At 71.2% G+C, this 15,286-nt stretch carries 17 protein-coding genes and 2 pseudogenes; 8 read left to right on the forward strand and 11 right to left on the reverse strand.

The annotated features are described in order from the left end of the window. Nucleotides 1-80: 80 nt before the first annotated feature. From ACIBB8_RS30235 to ACIBB8_RS30245, 3 genes and pseudogenes are all read right to left on the reverse strand, one after another. Nucleotides 81-467: a DUF4440 domain-containing protein gene (locus tag ACIBB8_RS30235; RefSeq protein WP_398957477.1), complete on the reverse strand. Its 387-nt coding sequence runs from the start codon at nt 465-467 to the stop codon at nt 81-83. Nucleotides 468-908: 441 nt separating this feature from the next. Further along, the gene (locus ACIBB8_RS30240; RefSeq protein ID WP_398957479.1) at nt 909-1,622 is read right to left on the reverse strand and encodes a VIT family protein; all 714 of its coding nucleotides are present in this window, start codon (nt 1,620-1,622) and stop codon (nt 909-911) included. A 25-nt stretch (nt 1,623-1,647) separates the two neighbouring features. Beyond that, nucleotides 1,648-2,002, reverse strand: a pseudogene (locus ACIBB8_RS30245) (amidohydrolase family protein); the annotation flags it as partial. Between the two features lie 10 nt (nt 2,003-2,012). On the opposite strand from ACIBB8_RS30245, the pseudogene ACIBB8_RS30250 reads away from it, so the two are divergent. From ACIBB8_RS30250 to ACIBB8_RS30275, 6 genes and pseudogenes are all read left to right on the forward strand, one after another. Then, a pseudogene (locus tag ACIBB8_RS30250) lies at nt 2,013-2,362 on the forward strand (TetR/AcrR family transcriptional regulator); the annotation flags it as partial. A gap of 159 nt (nt 2,363-2,521) precedes the next feature. After that, entirely contained in the window at nt 2,522-3,547 is a 1,026-nt protein-coding gene (locus tag ACIBB8_RS30255) for a DEDDh family exonuclease (protein WP_398957531.1), read from the forward strand. A gap of 64 nt (nt 3,548-3,611) precedes the next feature. Next, nucleotides 3,612-3,845, forward strand: a complete 234-nt coding sequence (locus tag ACIBB8_RS30260; RefSeq protein WP_358860900.1) for a hypothetical protein — start codon at nt 3,612-3,614, stop codon at nt 3,843-3,845. A gap of 71 nt (nt 3,846-3,916) precedes the next feature. Continuing rightward, the gene (locus ACIBB8_RS30265) at nt 3,917-4,735 is read left to right on the forward strand and encodes an SURF1 family protein (RefSeq protein WP_398957533.1); all 819 of its coding nucleotides are present in this window, start codon (nt 3,917-3,919) and stop codon (nt 4,733-4,735) included. A gap of 116 nt (nt 4,736-4,851) precedes the next feature. Continuing rightward, the gene (locus ACIBB8_RS30270; protein WP_398957482.1) at nt 4,852-6,651 is read left to right on the forward strand and encodes a glycoside hydrolase family 15 protein; all 1,800 of its coding nucleotides are present in this window, start codon (nt 4,852-4,854) and stop codon (nt 6,649-6,651) included. Between the two features lie 5 nt (nt 6,652-6,656). Then, a complete protein-coding gene (locus ACIBB8_RS30275; RefSeq protein ID WP_398957484.1) occupies nt 6,657-7,412 on the forward strand; it encodes an SDR family oxidoreductase in 756 nt (251 codons plus the stop codon). A 143-nt stretch (nt 7,413-7,555) separates the two neighbouring features. On the opposite strand, the gene amaP is transcribed toward ACIBB8_RS30275, so the two are convergent. From amaP to ACIBB8_RS30300, 5 genes are read right to left on the reverse strand one after another with little or no spacing between them, the layout of a single operon-like run. Then, nucleotides 7,556-8,143, reverse strand: a complete 588-nt coding sequence (gene amaP / locus ACIBB8_RS30280) for an alkaline shock response membrane anchor protein AmaP (RefSeq protein WP_398957486.1) — start codon at nt 8,141-8,143, stop codon at nt 7,556-7,558. Beyond that, complete coding sequence (locus ACIBB8_RS30285) at nt 8,140-8,826, reverse strand: DUF6286 domain-containing protein (protein WP_398957488.1); 687 nt, start codon at nt 8,824-8,826, stop codon at nt 8,140-8,142. Before ACIBB8_RS30285 ends, amaP begins: the two co-directional genes overlap by 4 nt. Continuing rightward, nucleotides 8,823-9,176: an Asp23/Gls24 family envelope stress response protein gene (locus ACIBB8_RS30290; protein ID WP_398957535.1), complete on the reverse strand. Its 354-nt coding sequence runs from the start codon at nt 9,174-9,176 to the stop codon at nt 8,823-8,825. Before ACIBB8_RS30290 ends, ACIBB8_RS30285 begins: the two co-directional genes overlap by 4 nt. Nucleotides 9,177-9,181: 5 nt before the next feature. After that, entirely contained in the window at nt 9,182-9,373 is a 192-nt protein-coding gene (locus tag ACIBB8_RS30295) for a hypothetical protein (RefSeq protein ID WP_358860894.1), read from the reverse strand. A 32-nt stretch (nt 9,374-9,405) separates the two neighbouring features. Further along, complete coding sequence (locus ACIBB8_RS30300) at nt 9,406-9,894, reverse strand: Asp23/Gls24 family envelope stress response protein (protein ID WP_398957490.1); 489 nt, start codon at nt 9,892-9,894, stop codon at nt 9,406-9,408. Between the two features lie 93 nt (nt 9,895-9,987). Here ACIBB8_RS30300 and ACIBB8_RS30305 point away from each other — a divergent pair, with 93 nt between their 5' ends. Further along, entirely contained in the window at nt 9,988-10,689 is a 702-nt protein-coding gene (locus tag ACIBB8_RS30305; RefSeq protein WP_398957492.1) for a hypothetical protein, read from the forward strand. Between the two features lie 264 nt (nt 10,690-10,953). On the opposite strand, the gene ACIBB8_RS30310 is transcribed toward ACIBB8_RS30305, so the two are convergent. From ACIBB8_RS30310 to ACIBB8_RS30320, 3 genes are all read right to left on the reverse strand, one after another. Then, complete coding sequence (locus tag ACIBB8_RS30310) at nt 10,954-11,745, reverse strand: enoyl-CoA hydratase/isomerase family protein (RefSeq protein ID WP_398957494.1); 792 nt, start codon at nt 11,743-11,745, stop codon at nt 10,954-10,956. Between the two features lie 159 nt (nt 11,746-11,904). Then, nucleotides 11,905-12,126, reverse strand: coding sequence for a helix-turn-helix domain-containing protein (locus ACIBB8_RS30315; protein ID WP_037691626.1), 222 nt, complete (start codon nt 12,124-12,126; stop codon nt 11,905-11,907). A gap of 361 nt (nt 12,127-12,487) precedes the next feature. Beyond that, entirely contained in the window at nt 12,488-14,086 is a 1,599-nt protein-coding gene (locus ACIBB8_RS30320) for an ABC-F family ATP-binding cassette domain-containing protein (RefSeq protein ID WP_398957496.1), read from the reverse strand. A gap of 289 nt (nt 14,087-14,375) precedes the next feature. Here ACIBB8_RS30320 and ACIBB8_RS30325 point away from each other — a divergent pair, with 289 nt between their 5' ends. Next, nucleotides 14,376-15,266 carry a neutral zinc metallopeptidase gene (locus ACIBB8_RS30325; protein WP_398957498.1) on the forward strand — a complete coding sequence of 297 codons (891 nt, stop codon included), beginning with the start codon at nt 14,376-14,378 and terminating at the stop codon, nt 15,264-15,266. The last annotated feature ends 20 nt before the right edge of the window (nt 15,267-15,286 follow it).

A 15,286-nucleotide genomic window follows, 5' to 3' on the forward strand; every position in this document is an offset into this window, starting at 1 on the left:
GTTGTTACCAACAAGTATACGAGACGCGATGTCAGCAACCTTTGGCACCTTCTGCCAACAAGACCGTCGCACGATTCCGCTCATGTGCCCTCGGGCGGGACCGGTGTGGCCTGGTGGTAGTACATCTGCCACCTCCCGCTCGCGCTCCGCCTGCGCCAGAGGGAGCTCCGTCGTGCCCGGTCTCCACCGATCACGGTCTCGTAGGTGAGGTGCACCAGCCCGGGCGCCAGCAGGACACCGGTCATGTCCGAGGGCTCGAAGCGCGGGCCGCCCTCTGCCGCGCCGTCCAACTCGGGCAGCTCGGCCAGCATGTCCTCATACGTCCACCGTCGGCCCGAGGCGCCTACCTCCACGAAGTCCGGATGCAGCAGCTGCCGGGCCTGCGACCGTGACGTGCGCACGTCGGCGTCCATCAGTCGCAGCTCGCCCGCGATGGCTTCGCGTACCTCGTCCGTCTCTCTGCTCATGCGGCATCATCGCCCAGGTGGCCGGCCCCTTCGCAACCGAGTTACCCCGCGGAGCGGGCTCGGCCCCGGTTCCGGGGAGCCGACGGGCGGGCCGTCGGGCAGAACCGAGCCGCCTCAGTCGGATGTCCCGGACCTACCGCGTCACGGCCGTCCACGCGGACGGCACCAAGTCGGGCGCGACCGAGGCCGTCGCCGTGACCGACTGGGCGCACCCGCGCTGAGCGGACCACGCGGGCGGTGAACTCCACCAAGGAGACTGGAAATTGAGCTTCCAGTCCCCTTCGCCGCGCCACGCCGGATGTCCGGCCTCTCGCCTGCGACCAGCCGCGTCATGATCCGAACGAGAGGTCCCGGTGCCCCTCCGGGCAAGCTTTGCCCGGAGGGGCACCGTCCAGGTCACGGCATTACGGCCTGGTGCACGATAGAGAGTGGATCAGGCCGTTAGACCCCCACCGCCCCCAGCAACGCCCCCGCCCCGTAGGTCACCGCCATCGCCACCGCTCCCCCGCCCATGTTCCGCAGTACCGCGCGCCCCGCCGCCGCGTCGCCCAGCCGCGCGCTCCACCACCCCGTGAGCGCCAGCGCGGCCAGGACCGCCAGGACCGTGATGATCAGGCGTACCGACGACGGCGGCAGCACGATCGCCAGCAGCGGCAGCAGGGCGCCCACCGTGAACGCCAGGAAGCTGGCGCCCGCCGCGTGCCAGGGGCTCGTCAGGACGTCCGGGTTGATGCCCAGCTCGACTTCCGCGTGGGCGCGCAGCGCGTCGCGGTCGGTGAGCTGGAGGGCGGCCTCGCGGGCGACTTCGTGGCTGAGGCCCTTTCCCTCCAACAGGCCGGTCAGTTCCACGAGTTCCGCCTCCGGGGTCTCCTTCAGCTCCCGTTTCTCCGTGGCCAGCGCAGCCTGTTCCGAGTCTCGCTGGGTGGAGACCGATACGTATTCGCCCGCGGCCATCGACATCGAACCGGCCAACAGCCCGGCCAGGCCCGCTGTGAGCAGGGCACCGCGGTCGTCGGTGGCTCCAGCTACACCGACGACGAGACCCGCGGTGGAGACCACGCCGTCGTTGGCTCCGAGGACCGCGGCGCGCAGCCAGTTCAGCCGCGCGCCCAGGCCCTCGCCGTGGGACTCGTCATGCGCCTGGGTATCCGTCACCCGGGGATGGTCTCACCCAGCCCCGTCACCAGACGCGGACCGACCCGCCCGGCGCGAAGGCTGGGCTGGTCGCGTCAGCCGGGGCCTCAGTGAGGGGCTCTCGGGCCGACGGTTGTGGCGATACGGTCGAGCGCGGCCAGGTCGAAGCCGTAGACGCGGGCCGCGTTGCCGCCGGCCATCGCCGCGTTCTCGTCGGACGGGAGTCCGGCGTACGCGATCCACAGGCCCTCCCGTGAGTAGGGGGCGGTGCCCTCGTCGTGCGGGCAGTCACTGCCCCACATGATCTTGTCGAGGCCGATCCGGTCGCGCAGCGGCACCTCGTGAGGGCGCATGAAGCTGGCGCCGACGAAGCAGTTGTCGCGCCAGGCCTCGCCGGGGGTCGTCCCCCACCGCGAACTGCGCGCCCGCCCCCATCTGATCGCCATGGTCCATGAACGCGGTCTCACGGAACGGATGTTCCTGCCCGCGCAGCAGACGCTCGTCCATGAGGTGCACGCCGCGGGGCTGCTCGGGGCGCGGGCCGCCGACGCGGTGCGGGCGGTGCAGTTCCAGACGGTCGGCTTCCTGCTGGTCGAACGCAACCGGGAACGCTCCCCCTCCGGTCCCCCGGTGAGAGTGATCTATGGAGTGCGGCCACCACGGAGCACGACCGGGCGCCGGCCCGGGCGCCGGCCAGGCCCGCCGATCAGGACCGGCTGTTCACGGTGTCCGTGCGGGCGCTGGTGAACGGGCTGCTGGCGGGCGGCGGGACGTGGTGCCCCTCCCGGCAAGCTTTGCCCCGTCGCGCCGCGCTCCTCACGGGGCAAACATTGCCGGTCACGGCACCAGTTGCTCTGTCCCGGACCGATCGAACAGAGGGCTCCCGGATAGGGGACTGTCAGTACCGGCCCGTATTCTCTGTGACCATGCTCGACGACCCCCAGACCGCAGCACCGTGGCCGACCGCCTACCCGCAGGGGTACGCGGTCGTCGACGTGGAGACCACCGGACTCGCCCGCGACGACCGGATAATCTCCGCTGCCGTCTACCGGCTGGACGCTCAGGGCGATGTCGAGGACCACTGGTACACCCTCGTCAACCCGGAGCGGGACCCCGGCCCCGTCTGGATCCACGGTCTGACCAGCGATGTCCTGGACGGAGCCCCCCTCTTCCCGGAGGTCGCCGCCGCCCTGTCGGAGCGTCTCGCGGGCCGGGTCCTGGTCGCGCACAACGCCGCCTTCGACTGGTCGATGCTGGCCCGGGAGTACGCCCGCGCGGCGGTCGTCGCCCCGGTCGAGCAGCGGCTCTGCACGATCGCGCTCTCCAAGGAACTGCGGCTGCCGCTGCCCAACCACAAGCTGGAGTCGCTGGCCGCGCATTTCGGAGTCGTGCAGCAGCGTGCGCACCACGCGCTGGACGACGCCCGGGTGCTGGCCGAGGCGTTCCGGCCGAGTCTGCATGCGGCCGCGCGCGGCGGGGTGCGACTGCCGCTGCTGGAGTGCCGCCCACTGACCGAGTGGTCGGAGTCCCCGGTGACCCCGAGGGTCGGCTATCAGCCCTCGTACGGCAGCCAGAACAGCTGGCGCCCTTCCCGGAAGCGGCCCGCCTGCCCGTATCCCAACCCCGGGCGGTACGACAAGGACAAACCACTCATGCAGGGCATGCGTGTGGCGTTCTCCGGGGACACCTCCGTCGACCGTGAGCTGCTGGAGGACCGGGCGGTCGAGGCCGGGCTGCATGTGGCAACCAGCGTCTCCCGGCTGACCAGTCTGCTGGTCACCAACGACCCGGACGCGGCGACGTCGAAGACGGTGAAGGCCAAGGCGTTCGGCACGCCGATCGTGGACGAGAGCGCCTTCACCCACCTGCTGAGAGATGTGGCCGAGGTGTCGGCGACGAGGGGGGCGCCCGTGGCTCCTGCTCTGCCGACGCCGTCATCGGAGTGAACCGGGGGCGACTCGCCCGTCCGCCGCTCGCTGCCCGGCGTCCCCACGTCCCACCCTGTGGCGCATGGCACGTTGTGAGGTTTGCGGAAACGACTACGGCATGTCGTTCGAGGTGCACGCGCAGGGCGCGGTGCATGTCTTCGACTGCTTCGCCTGCGCCATTCACCGGATGGCACCCATCTGTGAGCACTGCCGGGTCCAGGTCATCGGCCAGGGTGTCGAGGTCGACGGTCACTGGTTCTGCGGGGGGCACTGCGCCCGCGCCGAGGGGAAGGTGGGCATCATCGACAGAGTCTGAGCCCCGGCCGCGCGACACCGTCCGCCACCCCCTCCGCGATGCACCCCATGACGCAGTTGTACCGTCGTGGGGTGTACCGCTTCCTGTTGACCCGGCAGTGGCTGATCCTCGCCCTCCTCGCCCTCGTCCTCATTCCCACGATGGTCGAGCTGGGTTTCTGGCAGCTCCACCGGCATGAGAACCGGGTGGCGCAGAACTCCCTGATCTCGCACAACCTGAAGGCGAAGCCGGTTCCGGTCACCACGCTCACCTCCCCCGGTCACACGGTCCCGCGCTCCGACTACTGGCGCGCGGTGACGGCCACGGGGACGTACGACACGAAGCACGAGGTCGTCGTGCGCCGCCGGACCTCCACCGACGGCAGCGTCGGCTTCCACGTACTGATCCCGCTCGACCTCAAGGGCGGCGGTACGGTCCTGGTCAACCGTGGCTGGATCCCCACCGCCGACGACCAGCGCGCCTTCCCGGACATCCCGGCCGTGCCCACGGGCGAGGTGACCGTCATGGGACGGCTCAAGGCCGACGAGACGACGGGCACCAGCGGCATCAAGGACCTGTCGGACCTGCCGGACCGCCAGGTGATGCTGATCAACAGCGCCCAGCAGGCCAAGGCGCTCTCCCGGCCGGTCCTCGGCGGCTACATCGAGCAGACCGCCCCCGAACCGTCCGGCGACGTTCCGGAGCTGATCGCGGCGCCGGACGACAGCTCCATCGGTCCGCACATGGCGTACGCGGTCCAGTGGTGGCTGTTCGCCGCCGGTGTCCCCGCCGGATACGTGGTGCTGGCCCGGCGCGAGAAGCGCGACCGGATGGAGGCCGCGGCAAAGGCCGGGGCAGCAGGCGATCCGGAGCCGGAACAGCCGGAGAAGCCCGCGCCCGCGACTGCCTGAGCAGCCCTGCCCGACGACGGCCCGCCGCGTGCCCACGAGCCGGTGATGTCGGGCGGGCGGCCGCCTGTGGGACATCGGCTGCTTAGCGGGGCCCCGGTGCGGGAACACGCCAGAACGTGACCCCACGCATCGAGGACTACGCCCTCATCGGCGATCTGCAGACAGCCGCCCTGGTCGGCAGGAACGGTTCTGTGGACTGGCTCTGTCTGCCCCGCTTCGATTCGGGCGCCTGTTTCGCCGCCCTGCTCGGCGACGAGGACAACGGCCACTGGCGCATCGCCCCGAAAGGCGCGGACACCTGCACCCGGCGCGCCTACGCGGGCGACTCCCTCGTCCTGGAGACGTTCTGGGAGACCCGCACCGGCACCGTCAAGGTCATCGACTTCATGCCGCAGCGCGACCGTGAACCCGATGTCATGCGGATCGTCGAGGGGGTCAGCGGCACCGTCGACATGGCCTCAGTGATCCGGCTGCGTTTCGACTTCGGCTCCATCGTGCCGTGGGTGCGCCGCGCGCGGGGCCACCGGGTGGCGGTCGCCGGGCCCGACTCGGTCTGGCTGCGCAGCGAGCCGCCGGTCAAGACGTGGGGCCAGGAGTTCTCCACCTGCTCGTCGTTCACCGTCTCCGCGGGCGAACAGGTGGCGTTCGTGCTGACCTGGCATCCCTCGCACTCGCCGCGCCCCGATCTCGTCGATCCGCACGAGGCGCTGAAGAACACCCTGTCCGACTGGGCCGAGTGGTCGGCCCGCTGCAAATACCGGGGCCCGTACCGGGAGGCCGTGATCCGCTCGCTGATCACCCTCAAGGCGCTCACCTTCGCTCCGACCGGCGGCATCGTGGCTGCCCCCACCACCTCGCTGCCGGAGGAGATCGGCGGCGTACGGAACTGGGACTACCGCTTCTGCTGGCTGCGGGACTCCACCCTGGCGCTCAACGCGTTGATCTCGGCCGGCTATGTGGAGGAGGCCGCCGCCTGGCGGGACTGGCTGCTGCGCGCCGTCGCCGGCGACCCGGCCGACCTGCAGATCATGTACGGCCTGTCGGGCGAACGACGGCTGCCCGAGGCGGAGCTGCCGTGGCTGCGCGGATACGGGAACTCCAGCCCGGTCCGGATCGGCAACGCGGCGGTCCGGCAGCGGCAGCTCGATGTGTACGGAGAGGTCATCGACTCGCTCCGGCTGGCGCGTGAGGCGGGCATGGCCGACCAACCGCACGCCTGGAGCCTGCAGCTCAGCCTGCTCGGCTTCCTGGAGTCCACCTGGCGAGAGCCGGACGAGGGGCTGTGGGAGATCCGCGGCCAGCGCCGCCACTTCGTGCACTCGAAGGTGATGGCCTGGGTCGCCGCCGACCGCGCGGTGCGCACCCTGGAGGCCAACCCGTCGCTGGCCGGGGACGCCGACCGGTGGCGGGCGATGCGGGACGCCGTGCACCGGGAGGTGTGCGAGAAGGGGTACGACCCGGTGCGGAACACCTTCACCCAGTCGTACGGCTCCCGGGAACTGGACGCCGCGACGCTGCTGATCGCCCGGACCGGCTTCCTGCCGCCGGACGATCCGCGGATCGTCGGGACGGTCGACGCGGTCCGGGCCGAGCTGGGCAGCGACGGGCTGGTCCGCCGCTACAGCACGGAAGGCGGCTCGATCGACGGGCTGCCGGGCGACGAAGGAGCGTTCCTGGCGTGCTCGTTCTGGCTGGCGGACGCGTTGCGCCTGACCGGGCGCACCGAGGAAGCCACGGAACTCTTCGAGCGGCTCCTCGCGCTGCGCAACGATGTCGGGCTGCTCGCCGAGGAGTACGACACCGTGGCACGGCGGCAACTGGGCAACTTCCCGCAGGCGTTCAGCCACATCGGGCTGGTGGGCACCGCCGTTGCCCTGGCCGGGTGCGACATGCTGGAAGCCGACGCGGCAGGATAGGGCCCATGGATCTTGGGCTGAAGGACCGTGTGTACATCGTGACCGGCGCGACCCGGGGGCTTGGCCATGCCACCGCGCGGGAGCTGGCGGCGGACGGCGCGAAGGTGATCATCACCGGGCGGGACGGGAAGCGGGCCGAGGCAGCCGCCGCCGAACTCGGACCGGACGTGGTCGGCGTGGCCGCCGACAACGGGGAGCCCGGCGCGGCGCAGCGTCTGGTGGACGCCGCCCATGAGCGGTTCGGGCGGCTCGACGGCATCCTGATCAGCGTCGGCGGACCTGCGCCCGGTTTCGTCGCCGACAACACGGACGAGCAGTGGCAGTCGGCGTTCGACTCGGTGTTCCTGGGCGCGGTACGGCTGGCGCGCGCGGCGGCCGCGGCGCTCGGCGAGGGCGGGGTCATCGGCTTCGTGCTCTCCGGCTCGGTCCACGAGCCGATCGCCGGGCTGACCATTTCGAACGGTCTGCGTCCGGGCCTGGCCGGGTTCGCCAAGTCCCTGGCCGACGAGCTCGGCCCACGGGGCATCCGTGTGGTGGGCGTGCTGCCGTCCCGGATCGACACGGACCGGGTGCGGGAGCTGGACGCGCTGTCCGGCGATGCGGAGGCTTCGCGTACGGCGGCCGAGGCGCGGATTCCGTTGCGCCGGTACGGTACGCCGGAGGAGTTCGGGCGGACGGCGGCGTTCCTGCTGTCGCCCGCGGCGTCGTATCTGACGGGGATCATGGTGCCGGTGGACGGCGGGTCACGGCACGGGTTCTGAGGCGTGTTCCGAAAGGAGCGCCGTCCGCCCGCAGGGCGGGCGGCGAGACTTTCGGAACACACCCTGACGGCCGCCCCGTGCCAGGAGGGCGAGGGAGGGCCCCTCGTCGGGCTCGATTCTGCCGCTGCCGGACGTCCCCGCGCTCAACTCACCCGTTCCGCACGGTGCTTGACGGCCCTCAGGCGCACTTCCGCCGGCAGTTCCGCCAGGCCCGCCGAGTCCCTCGCGTGAGCCAGGGCCTCGTCCGTGAGGCGGCCGAGAGCCTCGTCCGGTGCCGCGTGCGGTTCCATCAGCAGCCGGATCCGCGCCTGCGGCGTGCTGCGCCGGCCGACCAGCATCACCTGGGCGCGGGCCACCCCGTCCAGCGTCCCCGCCTCCGCGGCGAGCACGCCCTCCAGGGCCCGGCCGCGCAGCAGCGCCCCCTCGCCGTCGCCGCTGTCGACCAGCACCTCGGCGAGGCGGGCGCGGCGGAGCTGGGCGAGGAACCACCACAACGCGAGGACGACGAGGACCGCGAGGACCACGAGGACAGTCGGCCACCACCAGCCGTCGGCACGCCAGCGGTCCCGGTCGGCCCTGCTGAGCAGCACGTCGGTCCTGCCGTGCCACGGCCACCAGGACGGCACGGAAAGGCCGAGCGCGGCGGCGAGCACCGCGCCGCCGCCGCAGATCAGCACCAGCCCGGCCAGTGCGAGCAGTACCCGGTTGACGGTCCTGAGCACCGAGGTCACCCCTTCTTCGCCGGACGGCGGACATACACGGACAGGCTCGGCGGCTTCGCCAGGCCCAGTTCCTCGATCCCCGCGCCCAGCACGGTGTCCAGGTCGGCCCGCACGTCGTCGAGTTCGCGGAAATGCGACACGGCATGCACCGCGACCTTGGCGCGCCCCATCCGGACCCGCACCGACTGCACGCCGGACACCTCCACGGCCCGGTCGCGCAGGACCAGGGCGGCGGCGGTCCGGTCGAGCCCGGCCCGTACCCCCGGACGGTCTCGGCGCATCGGCAGCACGTCGCGCAGACCGGGCGTGGCGGCGAGCACGATCAGCCACACACCGATCGCCATCATGAGCGCGGCACCAGTCACCACCCACACATTGTCCAGCGGCCGCTCCGCCAGGTCGTCGGCGAGGGCGCGGCGCCAGTGCATGGCCGGGTGATGGGCCCGTACCGCCGCCACGTCGTACAGCAGCAGGCCGGATCCGCCGAGGATCACCAGCGCGAGGAGCCCGGCCGGGATGCGGCGCGCGGACCAGAAGCGGCCGGCGCTGCCGCCGCTGCGCTCCTTCACCGGCGCCGGTTCGTACGCCGCGGCGGAGGCGGACTGGTCGAGAGCCAGTCCGCCTCCGCGTTCCACGGGGTCGCCCGTGGGCGGGCGCCGCGTGCTGTTCTCCGGCTCCTGGGGCTCGGTCATCGGATCCTCCCCTGTGTCGCGGCGCTCGCTCCCGCGGGGTGCAGACGCTCGACCTGTACGGCCACTTCGGGCACTTCCATCCCCGCCAACGCCCTTACCCGTTCGATGACGTGCCGACGCACGGCACCGCACTGGCGGCCGATGTCGGTGGGATATCCGAGCTCCAGACTGACCCGTACCCGGGCGGTGTCGCGGTGCACCGTGACCGTGGCGCGCGGCGAGGCACCCTCCCGCGGCGGCTCGATGACAGCCTCCTTCGCCGCCTGTGCGGCGATCTTCGCGACAACCCGGTCGGCGATCCGGGTCTCGCCCCGTTCCGCGGCAGGGACCCGGCCGAGCACCCCCGACAACGCCGTCACCGCCGTCGGTCGCCGCGCTCGCGACTCCGGAAGAAGTCGCCGGGTTCCAGATCGCCGTCCAGGAAGCGACCGGCGACGTAGCCGATCGCTCCCAATGCGGCGACGAGCAGAAAGGCCCCGAATCCGCCGAAGTACCCGGCGAATGCGAGCGCCATGCCGGCCACCATGCCGACCACAGCCATGCTCATCGTGCGCTCCTCAACTGCCTCGGGTGGGAGGCCTACTGGAGACGTGGCTCGGAATGGTCCTCTTCCTCCTCGTCGGGCAGCTTCACATCGCTGACCGCGATATTGACCTCGACGACCTCGAGGCCCGTCATCCGCTCGACCGCCGCGATGACGTTCTCCCGTACGTCACGGGCGACATCGGCGATCGACACGCCGTAGTCGACGACGACCTCCAGGTCGAGGGCGGTCTGCGACTCGCCGACCTCCGCCTTGACGCCGCGGGTGACCGATTTGCCGCCGCCGGGGACCCGGTCGCGCACCGCGCCGAAGGTACGGGCCAGGCCGCTGCCCATCGCGTGGACACCGACCACGTCACGCGCCGCCATACCGGCGATCTTCTCGACCACACCGTCCGCGATGGTGGTACGGCCGCGGGTGGCGGGATCTCCTCCGCCGCGCTTGGTCAGCGGACTCTTCCTGGCGTCGTCCCCCGTCGCGCTGTCGGGGTTCTCGGGCCGGTTCCGCTGCGGGATGTCGGTCATCGCGGCTCTTCCCTTCGGGGCAGGGTTGGACTTCCTTGCCCACACTAAGTGCGCTTGCCCCGTCTCGCGCCGTGGATGCGGCAGGCTGGGGCAATGACGACGGCTGACAGCCCGCACAGGGCCGACGGGTGGACGGCGGCGGTACGGCAGAGGCTCGGCCTGGGCCGTCTACTCCCGCTGGGTGGTCCGGCGGACGGTGCGTGGATCGCGGAGCGGGCCGTGATCTCGGTGCTGCGGCGCTCGGTGGGCGCATCGGAAACCGGCCCGGTGCTCGGGCACGTACGGATCACCGTGGTGGACCCGGACGCGGCCCCTCACCCGGCGCTGCCGTCGCCGCCGAGCGCGCTGCCGCCCGGGCCGCTGCGGATCGAGGCGACGATGTCGGCGACGGCCGACCGGCCGCTGCCCGCCGCTGCGGCCGCCCTGCGCTCGGTCCTGGTGACGGCGGCCGTGCAACGGCTCGGCCTGGTGGTCGGCGAGGTGGATCTACAGGTGACGAAGCTGCTGGACACGGTCCCCGACCGGACGGCCCCGGAGCCTTCCGCGGTGCGCGGGGCGGAGCCGGAGGGCGCGGCGGGGACGGCGGCGGCCGCGGTCCCCGGTGTCGCGACGCTGACCCGTGTGCTGGGCAGCGCGGTGCACACGGCTGCGGACCATGTGCGGGTCGAGCTGGCGACGGACGCGAACCACCGGGCGCTCGATGTGGCGCGGGCGGTGCGAACGGCGGTGGCGGACGCCGTGGACGGTCATCCGCCGGTGACCGTGCTGGTCACCTCGGTGGTGGCCGCGGGATGAACGGACCGGCCGCCGCGGTGGTGGACGCGGAGCCACCGGAATCGTCACGGCCATGGGGCGGACGAAGTGCCCCTGCATCGCCGCCACTGCGGCGCACACGGAGCGGCCGGACCGTCGGCACCGCGGCGCACACGGAGTGACCGGGCGGCTCCCGCTGGGGGGACGCCCGGTGCCATGACCTCACGGCCTCCCCGCGACAGGGAGTGGATCAGCGAGCGGAGCCGCAGGGCGTCGGGAGCCCACTCCCTGTCGCGGGGGAGGCCATCAGTCCGTGAGACCCGCGAGGTCGCGGAGGCGGCGGCCCTGGGCCGCGCGCTCGGCGGTGCGCTGGTCCTCGTACGAACGCGAGACCGCACCGCTCAGCAGCGCCTTGGTCTCTACGACGGCGTCACGCGGGGCCGCCAGCAGCGCCGCGGACAGTTCACGGGTCGCCGCGTCCAGCTCGTCGGCGGGGACCACGAGGTTGGCGAGACCGGTGCGCTCGGCCTCCTCGGCGTGGACGAAGCGGCCGGTGGCGCAGATTTCGAGCGCGCGGGCATATCCGACCAGGTGCACCAAGGGGTGCGTGCCGGTGAGGTCGGGGACCAGACCGAGACTGGTCTCACGCATGGCGAACTGCACGTCCTCGGCGACAATCCGCAGATCGCAGGCGAGGGCGAGTTGGAAGCCAGCGCCGATCGCATGCCCCTGGACCGCCGCGACCGACACGATGTCGTTGCGACGCCACCAGGTGAACGCCTCCTGGTACTCGGCGATGGTCGCGTCGAGTTCGGACTCCTTGCCGCGCGCCAGGTCAAGGAAGGACGGCTCACCGTCGAACCCCTCGGGGCTGAACGCCTGCCGGTCGAGCCCCGCGGAGAAGGACTTGCCCTCACCACGGAGCACGACGACCCGCACGCTGCCGGGCAGCGCCCGTCCGGCCTCTGTCAACGCCCGCCACAGAGCGGGGGACTGAGCGTTGCGCTTGGCCGGATTGGTGAGGGTCACCGTGGCAACCGCGTCATCGACGGTGAGTCGTACGCCGTCCTGGTCGAGCACAGAGTCGAACGAGGTCATGGGGCGCCTCCGAGTCGGGTGCAGTCAGCATGGCGAGCTAAGTGACTGAACAGTAACCACCCGGTCGGCCATAGGGCCGACCGGGTGGCCACCGCCCGAAACCGGCGAGCCCTCGGGGCATGCCCATCCCGCGACATGTCCCGACACGGCCTGAGGCCGTCAGGCCGTGGCAGCCTTCTTGCCCCGTGTCGCTCCGCCGCGTCCCCGCAGCGTGACTCCGGACTCGCTGAGCATCCGGTGGACGAATCCGTAGGAGCGGCCGGTCTCTTCGGCCAACGCCCGGATGCTCGCACCGGAGTCGTACTTCTTCTTCAGGTCTGCCGCGAGCTTGTCGCGCGCGGTGCCGGTCACCCGGCTGCCCTTCTTCAGAGTCTCGGCCACCCGTGCCTCCTCAGGGGAAGTGCGCTCTGGATTCTCATGATCACCCCTCGCGGGCTTCCTGGCCACCCATTCGGCAAGGTCCATACAACCGGTTTCGCACCCCGGGAATACGTCTTCACGAGCGGAATCTCGCATTCTGCCGGGCTTCGGGGGCGGTCCGGCGCGGAGTTGAGACGAAGAGCCAGGTCAGGGCCGTATGAGGGGAATCGGCCCCACATGGGTGCGCCCGGCAGGTACCTGCCGGGCGCCGCGCCGAGGTACGAGAGGTCCTCACGCAGATGATGGATCACGCGTAGGCCGAATGATCCAGTCGGAGTGGATCAGCCGGCAGCGGGCAGGGAAACCGCCCGGACCGCGGGAATCAGGCCAGGGCGACCAGGTCCCGGTAGTCAGCACCCCACAGGTCCTCGACGCCGTCCGGCAGCAGGATGATCCGCTCCGGCTGGAGCGCCTCGACCGCACCCTCGTCGTGCGTGACGAGGACGACCGCGCCCTTGTACGTGCGCAGCGCGCCGAGGATCTCCTCGCGGCTGGCCGGGTCGAGGTTGTTCGTCGGCTCGTCGAGGAGCAGCACATTGGCGGAGGAGACCACCAGGGTCGCGAGCGCCAGACGGGTCTTCTCACCGCCGGAGAGCACGCCGGCCGGCTTGTCGACGTCGTCGCCGGAGAAGAGGAACGAGCCCAGCGTCTTGCGGACCTCGACAAGGTCGAGATCCGGGGCGGCGGAGCGCATGTTCTCCAGGACCGTGCGCTCCGGGTCGAGGGTCTCGTGCTCCTGGGCGTAGTAGCCGAGCTTGAGCCCGTGGCCCTCGATGACCTCGCCGGTGTCGGGCTTCTCGGCGCCGCCGAGGAGCCGGAGCAGGGTGGTCTTGCCCGCACCGTTGAGGCCGAGGATGACGACGCGGGAGCCCTTGTCGATGGCGAGGTCCACGTCGGTGAAGATTTCGAGCGAACCGTAGGACTTGGACAGTCCCTCCGCCATCAGAGGGGTCTTGCCGCACGGCGAGGGCTCGGGGAAGCGCAGCTTGGCGACCTTGTCGGAGACCCGGACCGCTTCCAGGCCGGAGAGCAGCCGCTCGGCACGCTTGGCCATGTTCTGCGCGGCGACGGTCTTGGTCGCCTTGGCGCGCATCTTGTCGGCCTGAGAGTTGAGCGCGGCCGCCTTCTTCTCGGCGTTCTGGCGCTCACGCTTGCGGCGCTTCTCGTCGGCCTCGCGCTGCTGCTGGTAGAGCTTCCAGCCCATGTTGTAGATGTCGATCTGCGAGCGGTTGGCGTCGAGGTAGAAGACCTTGTTGACGACCGTCTCGACAAGGTCGACATCGTGGGAGATCACGACGAAGCCGCCGCGGTAGTTCTTCAGGTAGTCGCGCAGCCAGACGATGGAGTCGGCGTCGAGGTGGTTCGTCGGCTCGTCGAGGAGCAGGGTGTCGGCGTCCGAGAACAGGATGCGGGCCAGCTCGACGCGGCGGCGCTGACCGCCGGAGAGCGTGTGGAGCGGCTGTCCGAGCACCCGGTCGGGCAGGCTGAGCGCGGCGGCGATGGTGGCGGCCTCGGCCTCGGCGGCGTAACCGCCCTTGGTGAGGAACTCCGTCTCCAGCCGCTCGTACTTCTTCATCGCCTTCTCGCGGGTGGCGCCCTTGCCGTTCGCCATCCGGTCCTCGTTCTCACGCATCTTGCGCAGGATCTCGTCGAGACCACGGGCGGACAGGATGCGGTCGCGGGCGAGGACGTCGAGATCACCGGTGCGCGGGTCCTGCGGGAGGTAGCCGACCTCACCGGAGCGGGTGATGGTGCCGCCGGCCGGTGCGCCCTCGCCGGCGAGGCACTTGGTGAGAGTGGTCTTGCCCGCTCCGTTGCGACCGACGAGGCCGATGCGGTCACCCTTGGCGATACGGAAGTTGGCGGACTCGATGAGGATGCGGGCGCCGGCACGCAGCTCGATGCCGGAAGCGGTGATCACGGAAAAACTCCAGGGCGGGTTGGACGGCGGACGGGCACGACTTCAGAGTCTCGACTCGATGCCGCTACTCATGCACAAGGAGAATTGCCATACGGGCCATTCTACTGGCGGTGTGCAACTGCTTTTCCGCATGCTCCTACGGCATTTGCCGATCACTCGCCCGGGACGCCCTCCGGCGCCGCCATCCTGACTCCATCCGGCAACCAGAACAGGCATAGCGGTGTGAACTATCTGATACTCGGCGCAGTGCGGTGAGGCAGCCGCGGCCGGACCGGAGCGTGGTGGCCCCATGCAGTTCGACGACGACGCCGATCTGGACACGTCCGAGGTCAGCGACGTACGCAGCAGCCGGATCCCGGGGGGAAAGGCGACGGTGGGCGGCGGTATCGCCGGTCTCGTCGCCCTGATCCTGGGGCTGCTCTTCGGTGTCGGCCCGGACCAGCTGGGGCTTTCGTCGGGCGGCTCGGGTACGACGGCGACCGCGTCGTCGGCCGCGCAGGTCGAGCAGAGCTGCCGGACCGGTCGGGACGCGAACACCAGGGACGACTGCCGCATCGTCGCCGTGGTCAACAGCGTGCAGGACTTCTGGCGCCAGGAGCTCACCCGCCGGGGCGCTCGGTACGGGGACGCGAGGACGGTTCTGTTCACCGACCGGATCGGGACCGCCTGCGGTTCGGCCACCTCGGCGGTCGGGCCGTTCTACTGCCCGGCCGACCGGCAGGTCTATCTGGATCTGGGGTTCTTCGACGAACTGCGGACCACATTCGGGTCGAGCGGCGGCCCGTTCGCCGAGGCGTACGTCGTGGCGCACGAGTACGGCCACCATGTGCAGAACCAGATGGGGACGCTCAGCCGCTCGCAGGACAGCCGCACGGGCTCCAGCAGCAACGCCGTGAAGGTGGAGCTGCAGGCGGACTGCTACGCCGGGGTCTGGGCGCACCACGCGACGACCACGCCGGACGAGTCGACCGGGCGGCCGCTGATCACCTCCCTGACGCAGGCGGACATCCGGGACGGACTCGACGCGGCCGCCGCGGTGGGCGACGACCGAATCCAGGAGAAGTTCCAGGGCAGGGTCACGCCGGAGTCCTGGACGCACGGCTCGGCGGCACAGCGGCAACAGTGGTTCACCACCGGTTTCCGCAGCGGAGACATGGCCGGCTGCAACACCTTCCGGTGAGCCGGCCGCGCGGCCGGTCC

This window comes from Streptomyces sp. NPDC051286 (genome assembly GCF_044455345.1).
Classification (GTDB): Bacteria; Actinomycetota; Actinomycetes; order Streptomycetales; family Streptomycetaceae; genus Streptomyces.

What these genes read in the sequence shown, in the direction of transcription:
- ACIBB8_RS30235 (WP_398957477.1), bottom strand. Translation starts at nt 467, where the DNA reads ATGAGCAGAGAGACGGACGAGGTACGCGAAGCCATCGCGGGCGAGCTG.
- ACIBB8_RS30260 (WP_358860900.1), top strand. Translation starts at nt 3,612, where the DNA reads ATGGCACGTTGTGAGGTTTGCGGAAACGACTACGGCATGTCGTTCGAG.
- ACIBB8_RS30275 (WP_398957484.1), top strand. Translation starts at nt 6,657, where the DNA reads ATGGATCTTGGGCTGAAGGACCGTGTGTACATCGTGACCGGCGCGACC.
- ACIBB8_RS30285 (WP_398957488.1), bottom strand. Translation starts at nt 8,826, where the DNA reads ATGACCGAGCCCCAGGAGCCGGAGAACAGCACGCGGCGCCCGCCCACG.
- ACIBB8_RS30295 (WP_358860894.1), bottom strand. Translation starts at nt 9,373, where the DNA reads ATGAGCATGGCTGTGGTCGGCATGGTGGCCGGCATGGCGCTCGCATTC.
- ACIBB8_RS30300 (WP_398957490.1), bottom strand. Translation starts at nt 9,894, where the DNA reads ATGACCGACATCCCGCAGCGGAACCGGCCCGAGAACCCCGACAGCGCG.
- ACIBB8_RS30305 (WP_398957492.1), top strand. Translation starts at nt 9,988, where the DNA reads ATGACGACGGCTGACAGCCCGCACAGGGCCGACGGGTGGACGGCGGCG.
- ACIBB8_RS30310 (WP_398957494.1), bottom strand. Translation starts at nt 11,745, where the DNA reads ATGACCTCGTTCGACTCTGTGCTCGACCAGGACGGCGTACGACTCACC.
- ACIBB8_RS30325 (WP_398957498.1), top strand. Translation starts at nt 14,376, where the DNA reads ATGCAGTTCGACGACGACGCCGATCTGGACACGTCCGAGGTCAGCGAC.